The organism is Mycolicibacterium arcueilense (assembly GCF_058536225.1).
The window spans coordinates 824,991-843,782 of sequence record NZ_JBZTYL010000007.1 but is presented as its reverse complement, the minus strand read 5'-3'; the positions used below and the strand labels follow the sequence as shown (position 1 = coordinate 843,782).

The following is an 18,792-nucleotide window of genomic DNA, read 5'->3' as shown; positions in this document are numbered from 1 at the left end:
TTCGGGGATCAACTGGTGAGCGCGTCGGGGTGATTGCGCAGCGCGCGCCGGGCGTAGTAGGCGAAGTTGGCCTGGCTGCGTTTGGGCCGCAGCGTCCAGTCGTGGGCCTCGCGGGCCAGTCGCGGCGGCAGTTCGGCGATGGTGCCCGCGGCCATGGCGGCCAGTTGCAATTTGGCGCCGCGCTCGATCAGCATCGCCAGCGAGCATGATTCCTCGATGCTCGCTCCGGCGATCACATGGCCGTGGTGGGCCAACAGGATCGCCTTCTTGTCCCCCAGTGCGGCGCTGATGATCTCGCCCTCTTCGTTGCCGACCGGAACGCCGGGCCAGTCGGCCAGGAAGGCGCAATCGTCGTACAGGGGCGCGATGTCCATCTGCGATACCTGCAGCGGGACTTCCAGCATCGACAGCGCCGCGACGTGGAACGGATGCGTGTGCACGATGCACTGGACGTCGGGCCTGGCGCGGTAGATCCAGGTGTGGAATCGATTGGCGGGATTGGCCATTCCCTCGCCCTCGAGGACGTTGAGATCTTCGTCGACCAGCAACAGATTGTCTTCGGAGATCTCGTCGAAGCCCAGCCCCAGCCGTTGGGTGTAGTAGGTACCGGGCGTGCCGGCCCGCGCGGTGATCTGACCGGCCAGGCCGGAGTCGTGGCCTGCGTCGAAAAGTGCCCGACACGTCAACGCCAGCTTCTGCCGCGTCGTCAGGGTCGACTCTTCGATATGAGTCGACAACCCGTCGAGGGCACGCTGCATCAGAACTTGTTTCGAATCACCAAGCGTAGTCGTCATCTCGGCCTGCCTTTCTCGGTGGTGAACCAGCGACACAAGGATTTACCGTATGACACTTTGTGTCCTGATGTCAACGTTGCTGAGCACCAGCTACGCTTGCCAGCAGGTGACACCATGTGTCCACCGTGCATTCACAATCCAAGGAGAGTTCGATCATGGTCCTGGCGGCGGCAGTCCAACTCGACGCGACACTCGCCGATGTTCCGGCCAACCTGGCCGCCTGCGAGCGGCTCAGCCATGAGGCCGGGCATGCGGGGGCACGGATCATCGCGCTACCGGAGTTCTTCTCCACGGGGATCGGCTTCGCGGCCTCGCTGGCCGACGCAGCGTTACCCCCGGACGGCCCCGCCACGCAGCTTCTCACCACGCTCGCCCGCCGGCACTCAGCCCTGGTGGGCGGCTCTTTCCTCTGCCGCGACCCCGACGGACACGTCCGCAACGCGTATTTTCTCGCCGATCCGACCGGCGTCATCGGGCGACACGACAAGGACCTCCCCACGATGTGGGAGAACGCGTTCTACGTGGGCGGCAACGACGACGGCGTCATCGACACCGCCGGGTATCAGGTAGGCGCCGCGGTGTGCTGGGAGCTGATGCGCACAGACACGGTCCGACGCCTGCGGGGTCGCGTGGACCTCCTCATGACCGGCTCGGGCTGGTGGTCGATCCCCCGGTGGCAACCACATGCCGTGTTCGACCGCATGGAGCACAACAACCGTCGCACCGCGCGCACAGCGGCGGCCTCGTTCTCCCGCTACATCGGTGCACCCTGCGTGCACGCGGCCCACGCAGGCAACCTCGAATGCTCAATGCCCTGGTTGCCGGCGACCTACCGCGGCCACTTCGAGGGCTCGACCATGATCACCACGGCCGCCGGCGAGATCGTCGCCGAACGACGGGCCGAGGAAGGAGAGGGCGTGGTTCTCGGGGAGATCGCGGTCGGCCGCCGGGATCCCGGCCTGTCCGCCCCCAGCGGCTATTGGTTACACAAGCGCGGCCTCCTACCGAGCACAGTCTGGCACTACCAGCGCTGGCACGGCCGCCCGTGGTACCGACGCAACGTGGCTGGCACCCCATCGGGGGTATCGGCCTAGGAACACCTTCACCGGGCGAAACCCGGTCGAAACATGCGCTTTTCACCCCGACAACCGCAGGCCAAACAATATGTTTCCTTCATGACACATTGTGTCCTATGATTCGAGGCGTACTGCTCGGACCATCGAGAAGGAGTGCAAAGCCATGAAGCACATCGCAACCATCACGGCGCTTTCTGTGGGCGTAGTCGCCGGCGGCCTCACTGTCGGCGCCGCGGTCGCCGCGGCGGCCCCGACCGGACCGTCGGCAGCAGAAACCATCGCGCGACTACAGGCCGAAGGCAAGCGGGTGATCATCAACCGGGTCGGCAGCGGCCCGCTCAGTCAGTGCATGGTGACCGATGTCCGCTCAGTGGTCTTACGGCCGCAGGCGAAGACAGTCACGATCCACGGCCTGCCGGATCTGGAGCCCATCCCCACCGTGCACGTGAACCTCAAGTGCTCGCGCGGGTCCTGAACGTAAGTCAGCGGTTACGGCCGTACTCGGTGTGGGTGATCACCAGAACCTCACTGGGCGTGCTCCCCCGCTGCCGCAGCTGGTGCGGTAACGACGCATCGAAATATGCGCAATCGCCGGGTTCCAGGATGACCAGGTCGTCCTGGTAGCGCAGCTCCACGACACCTGCGTGGACGAACACCAGCTCCTGCCCGGCATGCTCTGGATGCGGATGTTCGGCGAACTTCAGAGTCGGTCGCACGATGAACGGCGACATCGACTTTCCGAGCATGCCCGCGGCCACGGCGTGATAGCGGCTGTTGCCCCGCTCGCCCGCACGGTCGATGGACAACGTCGTGACGGCAGGATCCTCGGAAAACAACTGTGCGACATCGACCTCGAGCGCACGCGCCAACTTCATCGCCACCGCGATCGACGGGGTGGAACGCTGGCGTTCGACCTTGGACAGGTAACTCTTGGTCAACCCCGTCGCCTCGGCGAGCTCCTCAAGCGTCATGCCCCGCTGTTGACGCACAGCACGCAACAGAGCGCTCATAACACCTCCTGCTCCCGGCGAAGAATACCCAATTCGGGTAATAGTCCCATAGGACAGCCGGTGTCATATCGTCGACATTCCGATCGGCCATACTCTCCTGGTGACGCGCGAACTATCCGCCGGCACCAGTGACCAACGCCCACAACCCGTCCGCGCCAGCCCGAGTGGCGTACTCGGTGAGCTTGTCGTCCCATTGCGCGACCGACCCGTACTCCGAGCGCCACGACAGTGCCGGCATGGTGAACTCGTGCAGGCGATGCTCGCGGGTGGTACCGATCGCGCCGTGGACCTGATGAGCGTTGCGCACGACCACTGAAGCCGCATGGCCCGCGCAGGAACGTGCGACTGCGACAAGGAAATCCAACTGCGGTGAGGACCAATCCGAACGCAGCGCCTCGGCCAACGCGCCGTCGGTGGCCGCGCGAGCCAGTGCCGACTCGGCAGCGATGTCGGCCACCAGGTTCTGCACCGCCTGGAATTTCGCCAGCGGCCGGCCGAACTGGGTGCGCTCGGTCGTGTGAGCCACCGACATCGCCAGGATCCGGTCGAGTGCGGCACATACCTGAATCGCCCGCACCAGTGCGGCGCGGCGGGTGAAATGCTCGAACATGTTGTCGGGCAACGATGTTCCGCCCAACGCGGCGAGATCTGCTCTGACGTCATCGCGCGGCTCCCCCGCCCGGTTGTGGCCGGGGATGACCGTCAGCGACGCGGTGTCCACGTCGGCCACGCGGTAGCCCGCATCGTCGCGCCAGAGCACCACCACCCGCTCGGAGTCCGCCGCCCACGGCACCCCGCGGGCCGCACCGTCGGCGTCGAGCAGGCAGGCGGTGCGGCGCGCGTCGTCGACCTCCAGCCCGGCCGTCTCCAGCAGCCAGCAAGCCAGCAGATCGTGTTCGCCCAGTGGGACACTCACGCCGTGCCCGGCGGCCGCGCGCAGTAACTCGGCGGCCTCAGCCCAGCCGGCCCCGCTACCGCCGCCTTCCTCGGCTCCGGTCAGCCGGATCAGCCCGAGTTCCCCAAGTTGGTCCCACAATTCGTCGACGCCCTCACCGGGCGCGTACTTCTCACGGTGCGCGGCGAACACCGCCGCCATCATCTCCACCAGTTCGATGTCGACACTCATCTCATCCCCAATCCCCGCGCAATGACCCCGCGCAACACCTCGTTGGTACCGCCGCGCAGGGTGAACCCCGGACGCTGGGCCACGGCATCGGCCAGCATCGCGTCGTAGCTCTCGTCCTCCGTCTCCCCGAGAACGTCGGCGAAATCGGCAATATCGCCTTCGGTGGATGTTCCGAGCACCTTGACCACAGCCGCCGCGGTGTCGGCCGGCTCGTGCCGCTCCAGCGCTCCTGCCACCGCCATCGACATCTGGTGCAGTCCGGTGATGCGGGCCAGATAGCGCCCCAGATCGGTGTGGCGCGGCAGAGATCCGTCGCGCATGTGCGAGGCCAGGTCGGCCAGCAGCGGGAAGGTCGACAGGAAGCGCTCGGGCCCACTGCGTTCGAAGCTGAGCTCGGAGGTCACCTGCTGCCAACCGTTGCCGATGGTGCCGAACACCATGGTGTCGGGCACGAACACCTCATCGAGGATCACCTCGTTGAAATGGTGCTTGCCGTTCATCGAGATGATGGGCCGGATGTCCACGCCGGGCGCGTGCAGATCGACGATGAACTGGCTCAGGCCGTCGTGGCGGTGTGCGGGATCGACCGGCGCACTGCGGGCCAGGCAGATGAACGCGTGGGCCAGATGTGCCCCCGATGTCCACACCTTCGCACCGGTGATCGCCCAACCCCCGTCGACCTGCACCGCCTTGGTGCGCACGCTGGCCAGATCTGATCCGGAATCCGGCTCGCTCATGCCGATTCCGAAATAGCACTCACCTTTGGCGATGGCGGGTAAGAACTTTCGTCGCTGCTCCTCGGTGCCGTACTTGAGCAGTGACGGGACGATCTGCCGGTCGGCGATCCAGTGCGCCCCCACCGGAGCCCCGGCCGCCAGCAGCTCCTCGGTGACCACGAAGCGTTCCTGGTGGCTGCGCCCGTGCCCGCCGTAGGAGACCGGCACCGTCATGCCCAACCAGCCGTTGGCGGCCAGCGCCCGGCTGAAGTCCTCGTCCCAACCGGTCAGCCAGCTGTCGGCATACCGGCCGATCCTGCCGGCCCGCTGCTGCTCGGCGACGAATGCGCGCACCTGTAGCCGCAGCTCGTCGAGCGCGTGCGGGTCGCCGGCCACCGGCGGTACCAATCGGGTCATGTTCGGCTCCGTCCCATTGCAGATTGGCAACTTACCGCTGCGGGCCGGAGACCTGCGTCACCGCGGGGATCAGGCAGCCGTTCAGCTACGTTATGTGCACTATGACTGCTACACCCACTGTGACCATGTACACCACGACGTGGTGCGGCTACTGCTCGCGGCTCAAGATGGCGTTGAAGTCCGAGGGCATCGCCTGGACCGAGGTCGACATCGAGCAGGATCCGGCCGCCGCCGAGTTCGTCGGGTCGGTCAACGGCGGTAACCACGTGGTACCGACCCTGAAGTTCGCCGACGGGTCGACGCTGACCAACCCGACCATCAAGCAGGTCAAGGCCAAGCTCGGCTAGCCGTCTCAGTCCAGCGCCGCCCAGGATTCGATGATCTCGCGAGCGATCGAAATCGAGCCGGGCAGCAGCAACCGTGACCGGGAATCGCCGTCGGCCGCACCCCAGTCCCCCTGGTCCAGCGCCTCACGGATCTCGGCCCGGGTGAACCAGCCGGCCTCGGCGATCTCGCCGTCATTGAACGAGAACGGCTGCTCGGGATCGCCGACGGCGTGGAAGCCCACCATCAGCGACCGCGGGAACGGCCACGGCTGACTCCCCAGGTACTGCACATCGGTCACCGTGATGCCGATCTCCTCGGAGATCTCCCGCACCACACAGGTCTCGAAGGATTCACCGGCCTCGACGAAACCGGCGAGGATCGAGAACAACCGCTCGGGCCACACCGTCTGCCGGGCCAGCACAGCGCGGTCGAAGCCGTCATGAACCAGGCAGATCACCGCCGGGTCGATGCGCGGGAACTCCTCGTGGCCGTTGACCGGGTCGACGCGGGACCAGCCCCCTTTGGCCGGTTTGGTGGCGCCACCGTCCACCGCGCTGAACCGGGCCCGGTCATGCCAGTTGAGCAACGCTGTCGCGGTCGACACCAACTGGGCGCTGACGTCGTCGAAGACCTCACCGGCCCGGCGTAGGTCGAGCACCTCGACCGGCTGGTCCGGGTCCTCGGGCCCCTCCAGAGCGCTGCGAATGCCCCAGACATGCCGCCCGTCGGCCAGCCGTCCCAAGAACACCGCGTGCTCCGGCGGCTTGTCGGTGCCCAGGCTCGAAGCCTTGCCGAGGACCACCTGGCCACCTGAGATCAGCACCTGGTTGCGTCGGTCGACCCGCAGCAGCAGCGCGTCCTTCCAGCCTTCGGTCGCGGCGTCGATATCGGTGCGCAGGGCATCGGCACGGTCGGCACCGACCCGCGAGAGCAGAGGAACGTTGCGCAGGCCGAAGGTTCTAGGTGTCATCGCTCGGCGTCCGCGCTGCGGATGTAGAGCAGCCGGTCCCCGGCCTCCAGCGCATCCACCTCAGGCGCGTCGACCCGCACCAACCGGCCGCCGCGCACCACACCCAGCACGATGTCGTGCAGATGGCGCGGAGAGCCGCCCTCCTCCTTCGGAGTGACCTCGCGCTCGGCGATGGCGAAGCCCGCGTCGGGAGTCAGCAGATCCTCCATCATCTCCACCACGCTGGGTGTCTGCGTCGCGATACCGAGCAGGCGGCCGGCGGTCTCGGACGACACGACCGTGGAGTCCGCGCCCGACTGCTTGAGCAGATGCAGGTTGTCCGACTCCCGCACCGCCGCGATGATCTTGGCTTTGGGGGCCAACTCGCGGGCCGTCAACGTGACCAGTACCGCGCTGGCGTCGTTGTCTGCCGCGACGATGATCGACTTGGCGTGCTGGGCGCCTGCCAGCCGCAGGACACCGGAATTGGTGGCGTCGCCATGCACGGTCACCAACCCAGCGCCCTTGGCGCGTTCCAGCGCTGCCGCGTTCTCGTCGACGACGACGATGTCAGCCGGGGAGACCTCGTCGCCGACCATTGCGGCGACCGCCGTCCGGCCCTTGGTGCCGTATCCGATGACGACGGTGTGGTTACGCACTTTGTTCCTCCATCGCTGAATCTTCAGCGCCTGCCGGGATTGGGTGGTCAGGGTTTCCACGGTGGTACCGATGAGAACGATCAGGAAGGCCACCCGCAGTGGCGTGATGACGATGACGTTCACCAGCCGGGCCGAATCCGAGTACGGCGTGATGTCGCCGTACCCCGTGGTCGACAGCGACACCGTCGCGTAGTACAGGCAATCCAGGAACGTCAACGGATTGTCGGGATTCGGGGCACTGTCGTTGTCCCGATACCCGTAGCGGTCTGCGTAGACGATGAGCACCGCCGCGAACAGCGCGCCCAACGCGTACAGCACCCGCATGAAGATCTTGCGGGCCGGGCTGACGAACGGCTCGGGGATGCGCAGCACATCGACGAGCGCGGCATCCGGGCGCGAAGTCAGGTTCGGGTCCATCGCGGCGAGCCGGCGCCGCAGCCTGCCTTTAGCCACGCGACCCCATCATCGAGCAAAGCACCCCGGGATGTGCCGGGATCATTCCGATCAGACGCACGCCACAATGTAACCATGACCGCACCCGAGCCTCAGCGGATCTCCTCCGCACCCACCGCACAACGCATGGCGGCCCTGCTCCTGGGCATGGGCACGCTGCACTTCGTCGCGCCCAAACCCTTCGACTCGATCATCCCGGCCGAGCTGCCCGGCAGCGCCCGCTTCTACACCTACGCCTCCGGCGTCGGCGAGCTGGCCACCGGTGCCCTGCTCGCCGCGCCCCGCACCCGGCGCCTCGGCGCACTGGCCGCCGTGGCCCTGTTCATCGCCGTGTTCCCCGGCAACGTGAACATGGTCCGGCTGTGGTGGGACAAGCCCTGGCCGATGCGGATCGTGGCGATCGCCCGGCTGCCGCTGCAGATCCCGATGATCACCACGGCACTGCGGGTGTACCGCAACTCGTAGCCGCGCTACCAGAACAACTGGCCACCAACGAGTTTCACCGCCCGGCGCAGGTTCGGACCCTTCCCGAGCCGAGGTTTGGCAAGGCTATCGTTGCTGGTGACGTGCCGTTTTGATCGATATGGTCGGGATCGTGACGAATCCCAGCCATCCCTCCGAGCCGCACGTCGGATCACTGTCGTCGAAGCTGAACTGGCTGCGCGCCGGGGTTTTGGGCGCCAACGACGGCATCGTCTCCACCGCAGGCATCGTGGTGGGTGTGGCCGCGGCGACGGTGGAGCAAGCGCCGATTCTGACCGCCGGCATCGCAGGCCTGGCCGCCGGCGCAGTCTCGATGGCGTTGGGTGAGTACGTCTCGGTGAGCACGCAACGCGACACCGAACGCGCACTGCTGCGCAAGGAACGCCGCGAGTTGCGTGACGACCCGGCCGCCGAATTGGACGAGTTGAGCGCGCTCTACGAGGCCAAGGGGCTGTCGACGGCGACCGCACGCACGGTGGCCGAGGAACTCACCGACCACGACGCCTTCGCCGCGCACGCCGAGGTCGAATTGGGTATCGATCCCAAGGATCTGACCAATCCGTGGCAGGCGGCAGCATCCTCGGCGCTGTCCTTCACCATCGGTGCGCTGCTGCCGTTGATCGCGATCCTGGTCCCACCGACAACGTGGCGTATCCCGGTGACCGTGGTGGCGGTGCTGCTGGCGCTGATGCTCACCGGGGCGGTATCGGCCGGGCTGGGTGGGGCGCCGAAGGGACGCGCGGTGCTGCGCAACGTGATCGGCGGCGGCCTGGCCCTCGCGATCACCTATCTGATCGGCCTTCTGGTGGGCACCACCATCACCTGACCGGAATACATCTAGAACTCCCGGGCCCCGCTCGACGATGCCGCGGGGTCGGCCAGCAGCGCGACGAGTTCGTCCTCCCCTGGTAGCGCTTCCGGGCTGACGGTCCGCCCCGAGCGCACATAGTGGAACGCGGCCCGTACCGACTCCGGTGCGCATCCGCGCAGCGACGCCCAGGCCAGGCGGTATACCGCGAGCTGAACCGCGGCCTGCGCCATGGCTTCCGGCGTGGCCGGCGGCTCGCCCGTCTTCCAGTCGACCACGGTGGTCGTGCCGTCCTCGTCTGCGAACACCGCGTCGATACGGCCGCGCACGACGGTCGTTCGGGTCGTTCCGATCGCCATGTCGAAGGGCACCTCTACCTCGATCGGGGTGCGTGCGGCCCACGACGACATGACGAAGGCGTCCTGCAACTCGGACAGTTCGGCAGCGCTCGCACGTCCGCTGTCACTGTCCACCGCACCGGGGATGTCGTCGAGGTCGAACAGCCGTTCCGAATGGAAGAACCGCTGCACCCACTCGTGAAACGCGGTGCCCAGCAGCGCATGCGGGTCCGGGCGTTGCGGCAACCTCCGGCGCAGGCGGTGCAACGCAGCCTCCCGGTCACGGCTCAACTCCACCAAGGTGCTGACCGACACCTGGCCGGGCAGCTCAAGCGGCGCGGCCTGTGGCGCACGATCCCGCTCGGCCAGAAGTGCATCGACATCGGCGGCCCAGCCCTCGGCGTCGGCGGTGTCGGTGTCAGCGGCGTGCTCCGAGCCCGCCTCCGCCCGGCTGCCGTCGGCCAACACCTGGGCCACCAGCGCCGCACCCCGGTCGACGTCGGACTCTCTGGCGGGGGCCGCCGGCCAGATCGCTTCGACAGCCTTGTCCCGCAACGGGTTGACCTCGCCGGCCGACGGGTCGGGAGCCCACTGTTCGATCTCACCACACGGCTGCCCCTGCGCGGCCGCATCCTCGATGACGGTCTTGATCTCACACAGGAACTCCGAGGGCCCACGCGGCTTGCTTTCGGTGGCACCCCAGTGATGCCCGGAGATCAGCAGGGTGTCCTCCGAGCGGGTGATCGCGACGTAGAGCAACCGGCGCTCCTCGTCGATGCGCCGCTGCTCGAGGCTCCGTTTGTGATCAGAGATCTTGTCCGACAGGATCTTCCGGTCGTTGATGTCAGACGTGTCGAGCACGGGCACACCCAACTCCGACTCGGTCGCACGATCGCCACGCAGCAGCGGAGGCAGATCCGACGAGTCGGTGAGCCAGGTACGTGCCGATGCGGTCGACGGAAATACCCGGCCGCTGAGGTGTGGCACCGCGACCACCTGCCATTCCAGCCCCTTGGCGGCGTGCACGGTCAGGATCTGCACCCGGTCGTGCGACACCGTCAATTCGGCGGGCGCCAGGCCATTTTCGACCTCCGTCGCCACATCCAGGTAGGCCAGCAGCGCGAGCACCGACCCACCCGCGCGCCCGGCGAAATCGGCCACCAGGTCACAGAAGGTGTCGAGGTTCTCGGTCCCGGTCCAACCCGCCGCCACCGGGCGGGCCGCGCGAGCCTCGGCATCCAGTCCCGCGACCCGTCGCACCTCGGCCACCAACTCGGGCAGCGGGTGGCTCAGATGTGCCCGCAGCATGGTCAGTTCGCGCCCGAGCGCCTCGATCCGCTGATAACCCGCAGGCGAATAGTGTTCGGCGGCACCGGGATCGCAGAGCGCGTCGGCCAGACAGGCCGAGTCCGCATCCGGAGCGGCCTGAGCGACGATCTCCGCGGCGCTGGGCTCCCCCACCGGACGATCGTCGAGTTCCCTGGCCCGGCGCCACAGCGCGGCGATGTCCCGGGCACCGAACCGCCACCGCGGCCCCGTCAGCACCCGCATCACCGCGGACCCCGCGGCGGGATCGGCCACCAGCCGCAGCATCGCGACCAGGTCGGCCACCTCGGGTACCGCCAACAGTCCGGCCACCCCGACCACCTCGGCCGGCACCCCGCGGGCGCTGAGCGCCTCGGCCATCGGCGCGGCGTCGGCGTTACGCCGCACCAGCACCGCTGCGGTCGGCGTCACCGTCCCCTGTGCCACCGCCCCGTGGTAGATCCGGGCCAGATGGTCTGCGACCCAATTACGTTCGGTCTCGACATCATTGAGCAGCGCACACCGGATGGTGCCCGGCTCGGCATCGGGCCTGGGCCGCAGTTCATGCACCGTCACCGAGCGACGCCGGGCTTCGGCCGATACCGCGTTGGCCAGATGCAGGGCACTCGGCGGGTTACGCCAACTGGTGCGCAGTTCCAGCGTCGGTGCGGGACTCCCGTCGATCAGCGGAAAATCGGTAGTGAACCGGGGCAGGTTGGTCGCCGACGCGCCCCGCCAGCCATAGATCGACTGGATCGGGTCACCCACCGCAGTCAGTGCCAGGCCTTCGTCGACGCCTCCGCCGAACAGCGAGGACAGCGCCACCCGCTGCGCGTGCCCGGTGTCCTGGTACTCATCGAGGAGCACCACCCGGAAACGCTGCCGCAGTTGTTCACCGACCTGCGGGAAATTCGCGGCCAGCCGCGCCGCAGCGGACATCTGCATACCGAAATCCATCACCTTGTCGGCGCGCATCCGCTGGTGCAGCGCATCGATCAACGGCACCAGCTCGGTGCGTTCGGTCTGGGTGGCCAGCATCTTGAGCAGCCACTGGCTGGGCCCGCGGTCACGCTGATAGGGGCCGGCAGGCAGGGTGTGCACCAACCGCTCCAGCTCCACGTGCGTATCACGCAGTTGATCGGTGTCCACCAGGTGTTCGGCCAGCGCGCCGGCCAGGCGCAGCACCATGCCGGTGACAGCGGCCGGGGTCTTCTCGATGGCCAACTCCCCCGGGTGCGCACACACCACATCGAAGGCCAGCTGCCACAGCTCCGTCTCACTGAGCAGCCGGGTGTCCGGCTCGACCGGGAGCAGCAGCCCGTGCTCGCGCAGCAGGGTGCCGGCGAACGCGTGATAGGTACTGACCGTGGCGATTTCATCGGCGCCGCCGGGCACCGGCGCCAGACCGGCACCGGCAAGGCGGGCCAGCCGGGTCCGGACGCGGCGCAGCAACTGGCCCGCGGCCTTGCGGGTGAAGGTGAGGCCCAGTACCTGCGAGGGGGTGGCATAGCCATTGGCCACCAACCAGACGACCCGGGCCGCCATGGTCTCGGTCTTACCGGCGCCCGCGCCCGCGATGACCACCAACGGTCCCGGCGGTGCGGCGATCACCGCGGCCTGCTCCTCGGTCGGCGGGAACAGTCCCAGCGCGGAGGACAATTCGGCCGGGCTGTACCGCACGGCGGCCTGTGTGGATTCCGTCATGACCGGTCCCCCGCAGCCTGGGCCGGGCACGACGAACGCACCGGGCAGTTCGCGCAACCGTCGTTGACGCGGGCCACGAACTGCGGCCCGGCGGTGGCCGCCGCCGCGCTGCTGACCGTGCCCAGCCAATCGGCACGAGTGTCTGGTGTCATCGGATCCTGTTCGCGTTCGGTGGCGCCCGCCGCACCTGCCTTGCCCAGGTATACCAACCGGCCCCCGCCCGGCTGATCCCCCTGCGGCAGTAGTCCCGCGGCCACCGCCAGCTGATACGTGGCCAGCTGGGCGTGCTTCTGCGCGTCGTCCTTGGTGACCGGACTCTTACCGGTCTTCAGGTCGACCACGACGAGCCGATCCGCCTGATCCCGCTCGAGCCGATCCAGCCGGCCCCGCACCCGAACGCCCGGCCCGTCGGGACCCGGCTCGACGAGCACGCCCTCGACGTCGATCTCGGTGGCAACCTCGGTCAGCTGTGCCCGGGAGTCCGCGCGCCACCTGGTGAAGGTTTCCAGCATCTCGCGGTGGCGGGACAACTCGTTGTCCGAGTACCACCTTGCCTCGAAAGGCAGGTCTTCCCAGACCTTTTCCAGGTCGTTGACCAGCTGGCTCTCGGTCTTTCCGGAGTCGGCGACCAGCGCATGCAGCAATGAGCCGACCGTCGAACGCACGTCGCGCCCGTCACTGCCGCCGTGGCGCTCCAGCAGCCAGCGCAGCGGGCAGTCGGTGAGCATCTGCAGCGTGGACGGCGACAACACAACCTCAGGCGCCACGCCATCGGTCTCAGACCACAGCGGCTCCTCGGTAGACAACGCCGTCATGGTGTGCCATTGCGAAGGATCCGCCCCCGGCACACCGGCTGCGGCAAGCCTGGCCAACTGAGTGGCCGCACAGGACCGGGACTCGTCGTCGACAGCACCCTCCGGCGCGCACACGACCGCCCGCAGCCGGCCGACCACCGCCGACGGCAACAGCACCCGCGGTGCGGCCAACGGCGGAAGCGGAACGGATTCCGTTGCCACCTCGGCCAGTTCGGCACAGAACAAAGACGGCAGCAACGATTCGTCCCCGCCATCGCTGTCGACCGCGGTCACCAGCAGCCGGGTCCGGGCCCGCCCCATCGCTGCCATCAACAGCCGCCGTTCCTCGGCGAGTAGAGGGGCGCGGGTCGACACTGCGCGGTCATCGGGCGCGGCCACCCCGTCGAGCACATCAACCAGATTCTGCGTACCCAGGATCCCGCCGCGCGGAATGGTATTGGGCCACAGTCCTTCCTGCACTCCGGCGATCACCACGAAGTCCCATTCGCGGCCGAGTGCAGCATGCGCGCTGAGCACCGAGACCGCGTCAGGCCTGGTGTTCGAATCCGAGGCCGACATCGACGAGCCCAAGGTCGCCACATGGTCCACCAGCCCGCGCAGCGATGCCCCCGCCGTGCGGCTCACAAACTGATCGGCCACATCGAACAGGGTGGTCACCGCGTCGAGGTCACGGTCGGCCTGGGCACCGATGGTGCCGCCCCGCTCACTGGCGGCCAGCCAGCGCGGCTGCAACCGGCAGGCGTTCCAGACCTGCCACAAGGTGTGGCGCGGATCGGCGCCGTCCCGTTGGCTGCGACGGGCGGCGGCCAGCACCGACCGCAGCCGGCGCAGCGGCTTGACGTGTTCGGCCGACAACCCGGCCGGCTCCGCGTCGATGGCCGCAACGAGCAGATCGGTGAAATCCTTTGGTGGCGTGGAGCCATCGGCACGTCGCAGCGCCCGTCGCAACTGCCGCAGGGTCACCGGGTCGACGCGTCCGATCGGACCGGTGAGCAGGTTGATCGCGCTGTCGCCGTCGAGTCTCCCGGCCGCCGCCACCTCCAACACCGTCAGCAGGGCCGCGACCGCAGGCTGCTGGGCCAGCCCCAGATCGGCACCCGTGGCGTGCACCGGCACCCCGGCCCCACTCAGTGCCCGCGCCAGAGCCGCGCCTACCCGCGGAACCGAACGCACCACCACCGCCATCTCCGACCAGGGCACCCCGTCCACCAGATGAGCACGGCGCAGTGCGTCGGCGATGTAGGCGTTCTCGGCATGCGGCGTGGCCGCCAACCGCATGGTCACCTCACCTTGTCCATGCTCGGGGTTGCCTTCCATCGCGCGCCCGGCCCCCACACCGGGCAGCCGGCGGGCGATACCCGAGATCGCCGCAGCGACCGCGGGGGCACAGCGGCGTGACTCGGTGAGGATGATCGCCGGGGCATCCTCGCCGCCGTGATCGCGCAACAACACCGGATCGGCGCCGCGGTAGGAGAACACCGTCTGGTCCGGGTCACCCGCGATCACGGTCAAGCCCGCCCCGGCAGCCAGCACCCGCACCAACAACGCGGCCTGTGGGTCGAGGTGCTGGGCGTCGTCGACCAGCAGCAGGCTGATCCGCGCCCGCTCGGCGGCCAGCAGATCCGCGTCGGTCCCGAGCGCCTCCAGCGCCGCACCGACCAGTTCGGCTGCCCCCAGCGCTGGGACCGTGGCCTGCGGTGCGGCCATCCCGACGGCCGACCGCAACAGCATGATCTGCTCGTAGGCCTGGGCAAACCGGCCCGCCGCCAACCATTCCGGACGTCCCGCCGAACGGCCCAGCCGTTGCAGGGCACGCGGATCCACGCCGCGCTCGGTGCAGCGGGCCATCAGATCACGCAGCTCGGTGGCGAAGCCCGCGGTACTCAGCGCGGGCCACAGCTGCTCGGGCCAGCCCACGAGGGAATCCGCGCCGTCCTCGATATCTCCGGCCAGCAGTTCCCGGATGATGCCGTCCTGTTCAGCAGTGGTGATCAGCCGCGGCGGCGGATCACCGTTGCGCTGAGCCGCCAGCCGCAGCAGCGCGAACGCATAGGAATGCACGGTGCGCACCATCGGTTCCCGTACGACACCGTGCGTGCCCGCCCCGAGCAGGCGGGCGGTGATGGCGGCCCTGGCCTCGCCCCGCAACCGGGCCGAACCGGTCAGCAACAGCACCGACTCGGGATCGGTGCCTGCCGCGATGTGCTCGACCGCGGTGTGGATCAACAGCGAGCTCTTGCCGGTGCCCGGCCCGCCCAACACCCGCACCACACCACCGCGCCCCGGTACCAGCAGCTCGGTGCCGGCCAGTGCCGGTTCGATGTGGTGTGTGGTCATGGAGGAGATGACACCAGAAGGGACCGACAAGTAGCGGAGCGGATTGGAGCGAAAGGCCCGACAAGTAGCGGAGCGGATTGGAGCGAAAGGCCCGACAAGTAGCGGATTGGAGCGAACAGCCCGACAAGTAACGGTGCCGCGACTCCTGGCAGCATGAACGGATGTCAGCCGACAAGTTGCACGTCCACCGTTACGGTCCCGCCGATCCGGCCCGTCTGTTGCTCGTCCACGGATTGACCGGACACGGGGAACGCTGGAAGACATTGGCCGAACAACACCTGCCCGAGGTGGCCGTGCTGGCGCCAGATCTGCTCGGGCACGGCCGCTCGTCGTGGGCCGCCCCGTGGACGCTCGACGCCAATGTCGAGGCCCTGGCATCGCTGTTGGACGGTCCGACGCTGGTGGCCGGGCATTCGTTCGGCGGTGCGGTGGCACTCAATCTCGCTGCCGCACATCCCGATCTGGTCAGCGGGCTGCTGCTGTTGGACCCTGCGGTCGAACTCGACGGCCAATGGATGCGTGACATCGCCGATTCCATGTTGGCCTCGCCCGACTATCCCGACCGCGCCGAGGCACGCGCGGAGAAGGCCAACGGTTCGTGGGGCGAGGTAGCACCGGATGAGTTGGACCGTGACCTCGACGAGCACCTCGTCGAACTACCCGGCGGCCGCTACGGGTGGCGGATCAGCATCCCGGCGATGATGTCCTATTGGAGCGAGCTGGCCCGCCCGGTTGCGCTGCCGCGCAAGGGCACACCCACGGTGCTGGTTCGCGCTACCCGCACCAGCCCGCCGTATGCGCGGGACGGTCTCATCGGCGCACTCAGCGGACAACTTGGCCCGGACTTCACCCTGCTGGATTGGGACTGCGATCACATGGTGGCCCAGGCCAAGCCCGCCGAGACCGCGAAGCTGATCCTCGAGCAACTGGGCTGACATGCCCGCCGTCACCGAGGAACAGGTGGAGACCGTGCGCGCACTGGTCGCCGCGATCCCGTCGGGCCGCGTCTGCACGTACGGCGACATCGCCGATGCCGCAGAGCTTTCCAGTCCGCGAATCGTCGGTTGGATCATGCGGACAGACTCCTCGGACCTGCCCTGGCACCGGGTGATCCCGGCATCGGGGCGCCCGGCCCCGCACCTGGCGACCCGGCAGTTGGACCGGCTGCGCGCCGAAGGGGTGCTCGCCGTCGACGGGCGGGTCCGCCTGACCGAGTACCGCCACCAGTTCTGACCGCGAACAGACACCTAGGTACCCGGAAATGGTCGAAACGGGGTACTGCCGCGTCTGCTCGCGGGAGAAAGGTGAGTTACAGGATCAGCCGGACCAGCGAGGCAGTGCGGGCCAGGCCCGGGAAGGCCGCGGCAGTCGACCGCGGGTGCAGCGCGTGAACGGCGAGGCGGAACATCAACGCCCGCAACAACATCTGCGGCCATTCGGGCAGTGACTGCCACCGCTCGACCAGCCCGTCGTCGGCGTCGCCCCAGGACAGTGCGTCGATCACCACGACCCCGGCAGCCCACGGGGCGGGGCGCCAGTACGGGGTGATGTCGGTGATTCCCGGCGCGGCCGTCCCGGCGAAAAGCACTGTGCCGTATAGGTCACCGTGGACCAGTTGACTGGAGCTCTTGGTCGGCCTGCGCAGGCCGGCCAACTGATTGATCAGTTCGACCGAGCGCTGACCGTCTGACGAACCGGGCGAGACCCTCGCGCCGGGCGGCAACGAATGCAGCGGCCGGTCCTCCCAGGCCGCCCGGTCGGCGGCGATGAACACGTCGACGTCAGCCCATGGCGCGACGGGCGGTTGGGTGAGGAAGCGGGGCCGCTCCAGTTTCGCGGTGGCCTCGTGCAATCGCACTGCGGCCGACACCACCTCGTCGTGACGGGGCTCGGGCGTCCCGGCGACGAAGGTGTCGGCACGCCACCCGGCGACCACGTAGCGGCCGTCCGTCGAGCGGACCGGGCGGGCCAGCCGCACGCCGTCGATGAACAGCGATTCCCGCACCTTGGCCGACCACGCCGCACGGGCGTGCTCGGGCACCATCGACATCACAACCTCGCCGCAGCGCCAGCCACCCTCCCAGCCTGAGCCGAGCGGTACCGGGCGCACCCCGGACAGGCCGAACGCCGCCAGCACATGTTCCGGCGGCCGTTCCACACTCACAACCTCAGCCTAAGGTGTGGACCGGCAAACCAGCCGTCAGTACATCACCATGTCGGGCTCGAGTTGCTTGGCCCAGGCCACAATTCCGCCCTGCAGATGCACCGCGTCGGAGAAACCGGCCTGTTTGACGATGGCGAGCACCTCAGCGGAACGTATCCCGGTCTTGCAGTACAGCACCGGTGTCCGGTCCACCGGGAGCTTGGCCAGTGCGTCACCCGACTCGAACGTCGGCTTCGGGATCAGCTCGGCGCCCTCGATGTGATTGATATCCCACTCGACGGGCTCGCGGACATCGATCAGCGCCAACGGTTTCCCGGAATCGATGAGCTCCTTGAGCTCCAGCGGGGTGACCGTCGACCCGGCAGCGGCCTCCGCGGCGGCATCCGAAACCACACCGCAGAAGGCTTCGTAATCGATCAACTCGGTGATCTTGGGAGTCGCGGGGTCCTTGCGGATCCGGATGGTGCGGTAGGTCATGTCCAGCGCGTCATAGACCATCAGCCGGCCCAGCAGTGGCTCGCCGATGCCGGTGATGAGCTTGATTGCCTCGGTCCCCATCACCGACGCGATCGAGGCGCACAGGATGCCCAGCACGCCACCTTCGGCGCACGAGGGCACCATGCCCGGCGGCGGCGGCTCGGGATAGAGGTCGCGGTAGTTCAGGCCGAGACCATCGGGAGCGTCCTCCCAGAACACCGATACCTGACCCTCGAACCGGTAGATCGAACCCCACACATAAGGCTTGCCTGCCAGCACCGCGGCATCGTTGACCAGGTAGCGGGTGGCGAAGTTGTCGGTGCCGTCGAGGACCAGGTCGTACTGGCTGAACAGCTCCACCGCATTGTCGGGTTCCAACCGGAACTCGTGCAGATTCACCGTCACCAGCGGGTTGATCTCCAGCACCGACTCCTTGGCGCTCTGCGCCTTGGATCGCCCGATGTCGGACTGACCGTGGATGATCTGCCGCTGCAGATTGGACTCGTCGACGACGTCGAACTCGACGATGCCGATGGTGCCCACCCCGGCCGCGGCCAGGTAGAGCAATGTCGGTGAACCGAGCCCACCGGCCCCGATCACCAGCACCTTGGCGTTCTTCAGCCGCTTCTGCCCGATCACGCCGACATCCGGAATGATCAGGTGCCGGCTGTAGCGCGTCACTTCTTCGCGCGTCAGCTCGGCGGCCGGCTCGACCAACGGCGGTAACGACACGTCCAAATTCGCGGACACCGGATGTCTCCTCAGTTTCAGATGATCAGTTCATCGTCCCAGCTGCTCGTACCCACAACGGTAATCCGGTGCCGATGCTTCCCG

17 protein-coding genes are annotated in these 18,792 nt (G+C 68.0%); 7 read left to right on the top strand and 10 right to left on the bottom strand.

What is annotated here, in order from left to right:
- Window positions 1-8 precede the first annotated feature (8 nt).
- Entirely contained in the window at window positions 9-794 is a 786-nt protein-coding gene (locus tag AC4LGL_RS08285) for an aldolase (protein ID WP_491838289.1), read from the bottom strand.
- Window positions 795-949: 155 nt separating this feature from the next.
- On the opposite strand from AC4LGL_RS08285, the gene AC4LGL_RS08280 reads away from it, so the two are divergent.
- Together AC4LGL_RS08280 and AC4LGL_RS08275 are read left to right on the top strand one after the other, a co-directional pair.
- Window positions 950-1,888: a carbon-nitrogen hydrolase family protein gene (locus AC4LGL_RS08280; protein ID WP_491839303.1), complete on the top strand. Its 939-nt coding sequence runs from the start codon at window positions 950-952 to the stop codon at window positions 1,886-1,888.
- 145 nt (window positions 1,889-2,033) lie between these two features.
- Window positions 2,034-2,345, top strand: coding sequence for a hypothetical protein (locus tag AC4LGL_RS08275; protein WP_491838288.1), 312 nt, complete (start codon window positions 2,034-2,036; stop codon window positions 2,343-2,345).
- A gap of 7 nt (window positions 2,346-2,352) precedes the next feature.
- Here AC4LGL_RS08275 and AC4LGL_RS08270 read toward each other — a convergent pair whose 3' ends face one another.
- The 3 genes from AC4LGL_RS08270 to AC4LGL_RS08260 all read right to left on the bottom strand — a co-directional run bounded on the left by AC4LGL_RS08270 (window position 2,353) and on the right by AC4LGL_RS08260 (window position 5,139).
- Window positions 2,353-2,880 (bottom strand): helix-turn-helix domain-containing protein, encoded by a 528-nt coding sequence (locus AC4LGL_RS08270; RefSeq protein WP_491838287.1) that lies wholly within the window; start codon window positions 2,878-2,880, stop codon window positions 2,353-2,355.
- Between the two features lie 112 nt (window positions 2,881-2,992).
- Window positions 2,993-4,006, bottom strand: coding sequence for an acyl-CoA dehydrogenase family protein (locus AC4LGL_RS08265; protein WP_491838286.1), 1,014 nt, complete (start codon window positions 4,004-4,006; stop codon window positions 2,993-2,995).
- The gene (locus AC4LGL_RS08260) at window positions 4,003-5,139 is read right to left on the bottom strand and encodes an acyl-CoA dehydrogenase family protein (protein WP_491838285.1); all 1,137 of its coding nucleotides are present in this window, start codon (window positions 5,137-5,139) and stop codon (window positions 4,003-4,005) included. Before AC4LGL_RS08260 ends, AC4LGL_RS08265 begins: the two co-directional genes overlap by 4 nt.
- 101 nt (window positions 5,140-5,240) lie before the next feature.
- Here AC4LGL_RS08260 and mrx1 point away from each other — a divergent pair, with 101 nt between their 5' ends.
- Window positions 5,241-5,486, top strand: a complete 246-nt coding sequence (mrx1, locus tag AC4LGL_RS08255; RefSeq protein ID WP_054601722.1) for a mycoredoxin Mrx1 — start codon at window positions 5,241-5,243, stop codon at window positions 5,484-5,486.
- Between the two features lie 5 nt (window positions 5,487-5,491).
- Here the strand turns inward: mrx1 and nudC are convergent, their stop codons facing one another.
- Window positions 5,492-6,436 carry an NAD(+) diphosphatase gene (gene nudC / locus AC4LGL_RS08250; protein WP_491838284.1) on the bottom strand — a complete coding sequence of 315 codons (945 nt, stop codon included), beginning with the start codon at window positions 6,434-6,436 and terminating at the stop codon, window positions 5,492-5,494.
- Window positions 6,433-7,527, bottom strand: coding sequence for a potassium channel family protein (locus tag AC4LGL_RS08245; RefSeq protein ID WP_491838283.1), 1,095 nt, complete (start codon window positions 7,525-7,527; stop codon window positions 6,433-6,435). The genes nudC and AC4LGL_RS08245 overlap by 4 nt, the downstream gene beginning before the upstream one ends.
- Before the next feature lie 75 nt (window positions 7,528-7,602).
- Here AC4LGL_RS08245 and AC4LGL_RS08240 point away from each other — a divergent pair, with 75 nt between their 5' ends.
- Both AC4LGL_RS08240 and AC4LGL_RS08235 read left to right on the top strand, forming a co-directional pair.
- A complete protein-coding gene (locus AC4LGL_RS08240; RefSeq protein ID WP_064888262.1) occupies window positions 7,603-7,992 on the top strand; it encodes a DoxX family protein in 390 nt (129 codons plus the stop codon).
- A gap of 130 nt (window positions 7,993-8,122) precedes the next feature.
- Window positions 8,123-8,836 (top strand): VIT1/CCC1 transporter family protein, encoded by a 714-nt coding sequence (locus AC4LGL_RS08235; protein WP_491838282.1) that lies wholly within the window; start codon window positions 8,123-8,125, stop codon window positions 8,834-8,836.
- An 11-nt stretch (window positions 8,837-8,847) separates the two neighbouring features.
- Here the strand turns inward: AC4LGL_RS08235 and AC4LGL_RS08230 are convergent, their stop codons facing one another.
- Window positions 8,848-12,165 (bottom strand): ATP-dependent helicase, encoded by a 3,318-nt coding sequence (locus tag AC4LGL_RS08230; protein WP_491838281.1) that lies wholly within the window; start codon window positions 12,163-12,165, stop codon window positions 8,848-8,850.
- Window positions 12,162-15,317 carry an ATP-dependent helicase gene (locus AC4LGL_RS08225; RefSeq protein WP_491838280.1) on the bottom strand — a complete coding sequence of 1,052 codons (3,156 nt, stop codon included), beginning with the start codon at window positions 15,315-15,317 and terminating at the stop codon, window positions 12,162-12,164. The genes AC4LGL_RS08230 and AC4LGL_RS08225 overlap by 4 nt, the downstream gene beginning before the upstream one ends.
- Window positions 15,318-15,478: 161 nt before the next feature.
- Between AC4LGL_RS08225 and AC4LGL_RS08220 the strand changes: the two genes are divergently transcribed.
- Together AC4LGL_RS08220 and AC4LGL_RS08215 are read left to right on the top strand one after the other, a co-directional pair.
- Window positions 15,479-16,252 carry an alpha/beta hydrolase gene (locus AC4LGL_RS08220; protein ID WP_491838279.1) on the top strand — a complete coding sequence of 258 codons (774 nt, stop codon included), beginning with the start codon at window positions 15,479-15,481 and terminating at the stop codon, window positions 16,250-16,252.
- A 1-nt stretch (window position 16,253) separates the two neighbouring features.
- Complete coding sequence (locus tag AC4LGL_RS08215) at window positions 16,254-16,550, top strand: MGMT family protein (protein WP_491838278.1); 297 nt, start codon at window positions 16,254-16,256, stop codon at window positions 16,548-16,550.
- A gap of 76 nt (window positions 16,551-16,626) precedes the next feature.
- On the opposite strand, the gene AC4LGL_RS08210 is transcribed toward AC4LGL_RS08215, so the two are convergent.
- The gene (locus tag AC4LGL_RS08210) at window positions 16,627-17,481 is read right to left on the bottom strand and encodes a TIGR02569 family protein (RefSeq protein ID WP_055112101.1); all 855 of its coding nucleotides are present in this window, start codon (window positions 17,479-17,481) and stop codon (window positions 16,627-16,629) included.
- Window positions 17,482-17,517: 36 nt separating this feature from the next.
- Window positions 17,518-18,696 (bottom strand): adenylyltransferase/sulfurtransferase MoeZ, encoded by a 1,179-nt coding sequence (gene moeZ / locus AC4LGL_RS08205; protein WP_491839302.1) that lies wholly within the window; start codon window positions 18,694-18,696, stop codon window positions 17,518-17,520.
- Between the last annotated feature and the right edge of the window lie 96 nt (window positions 18,697-18,792).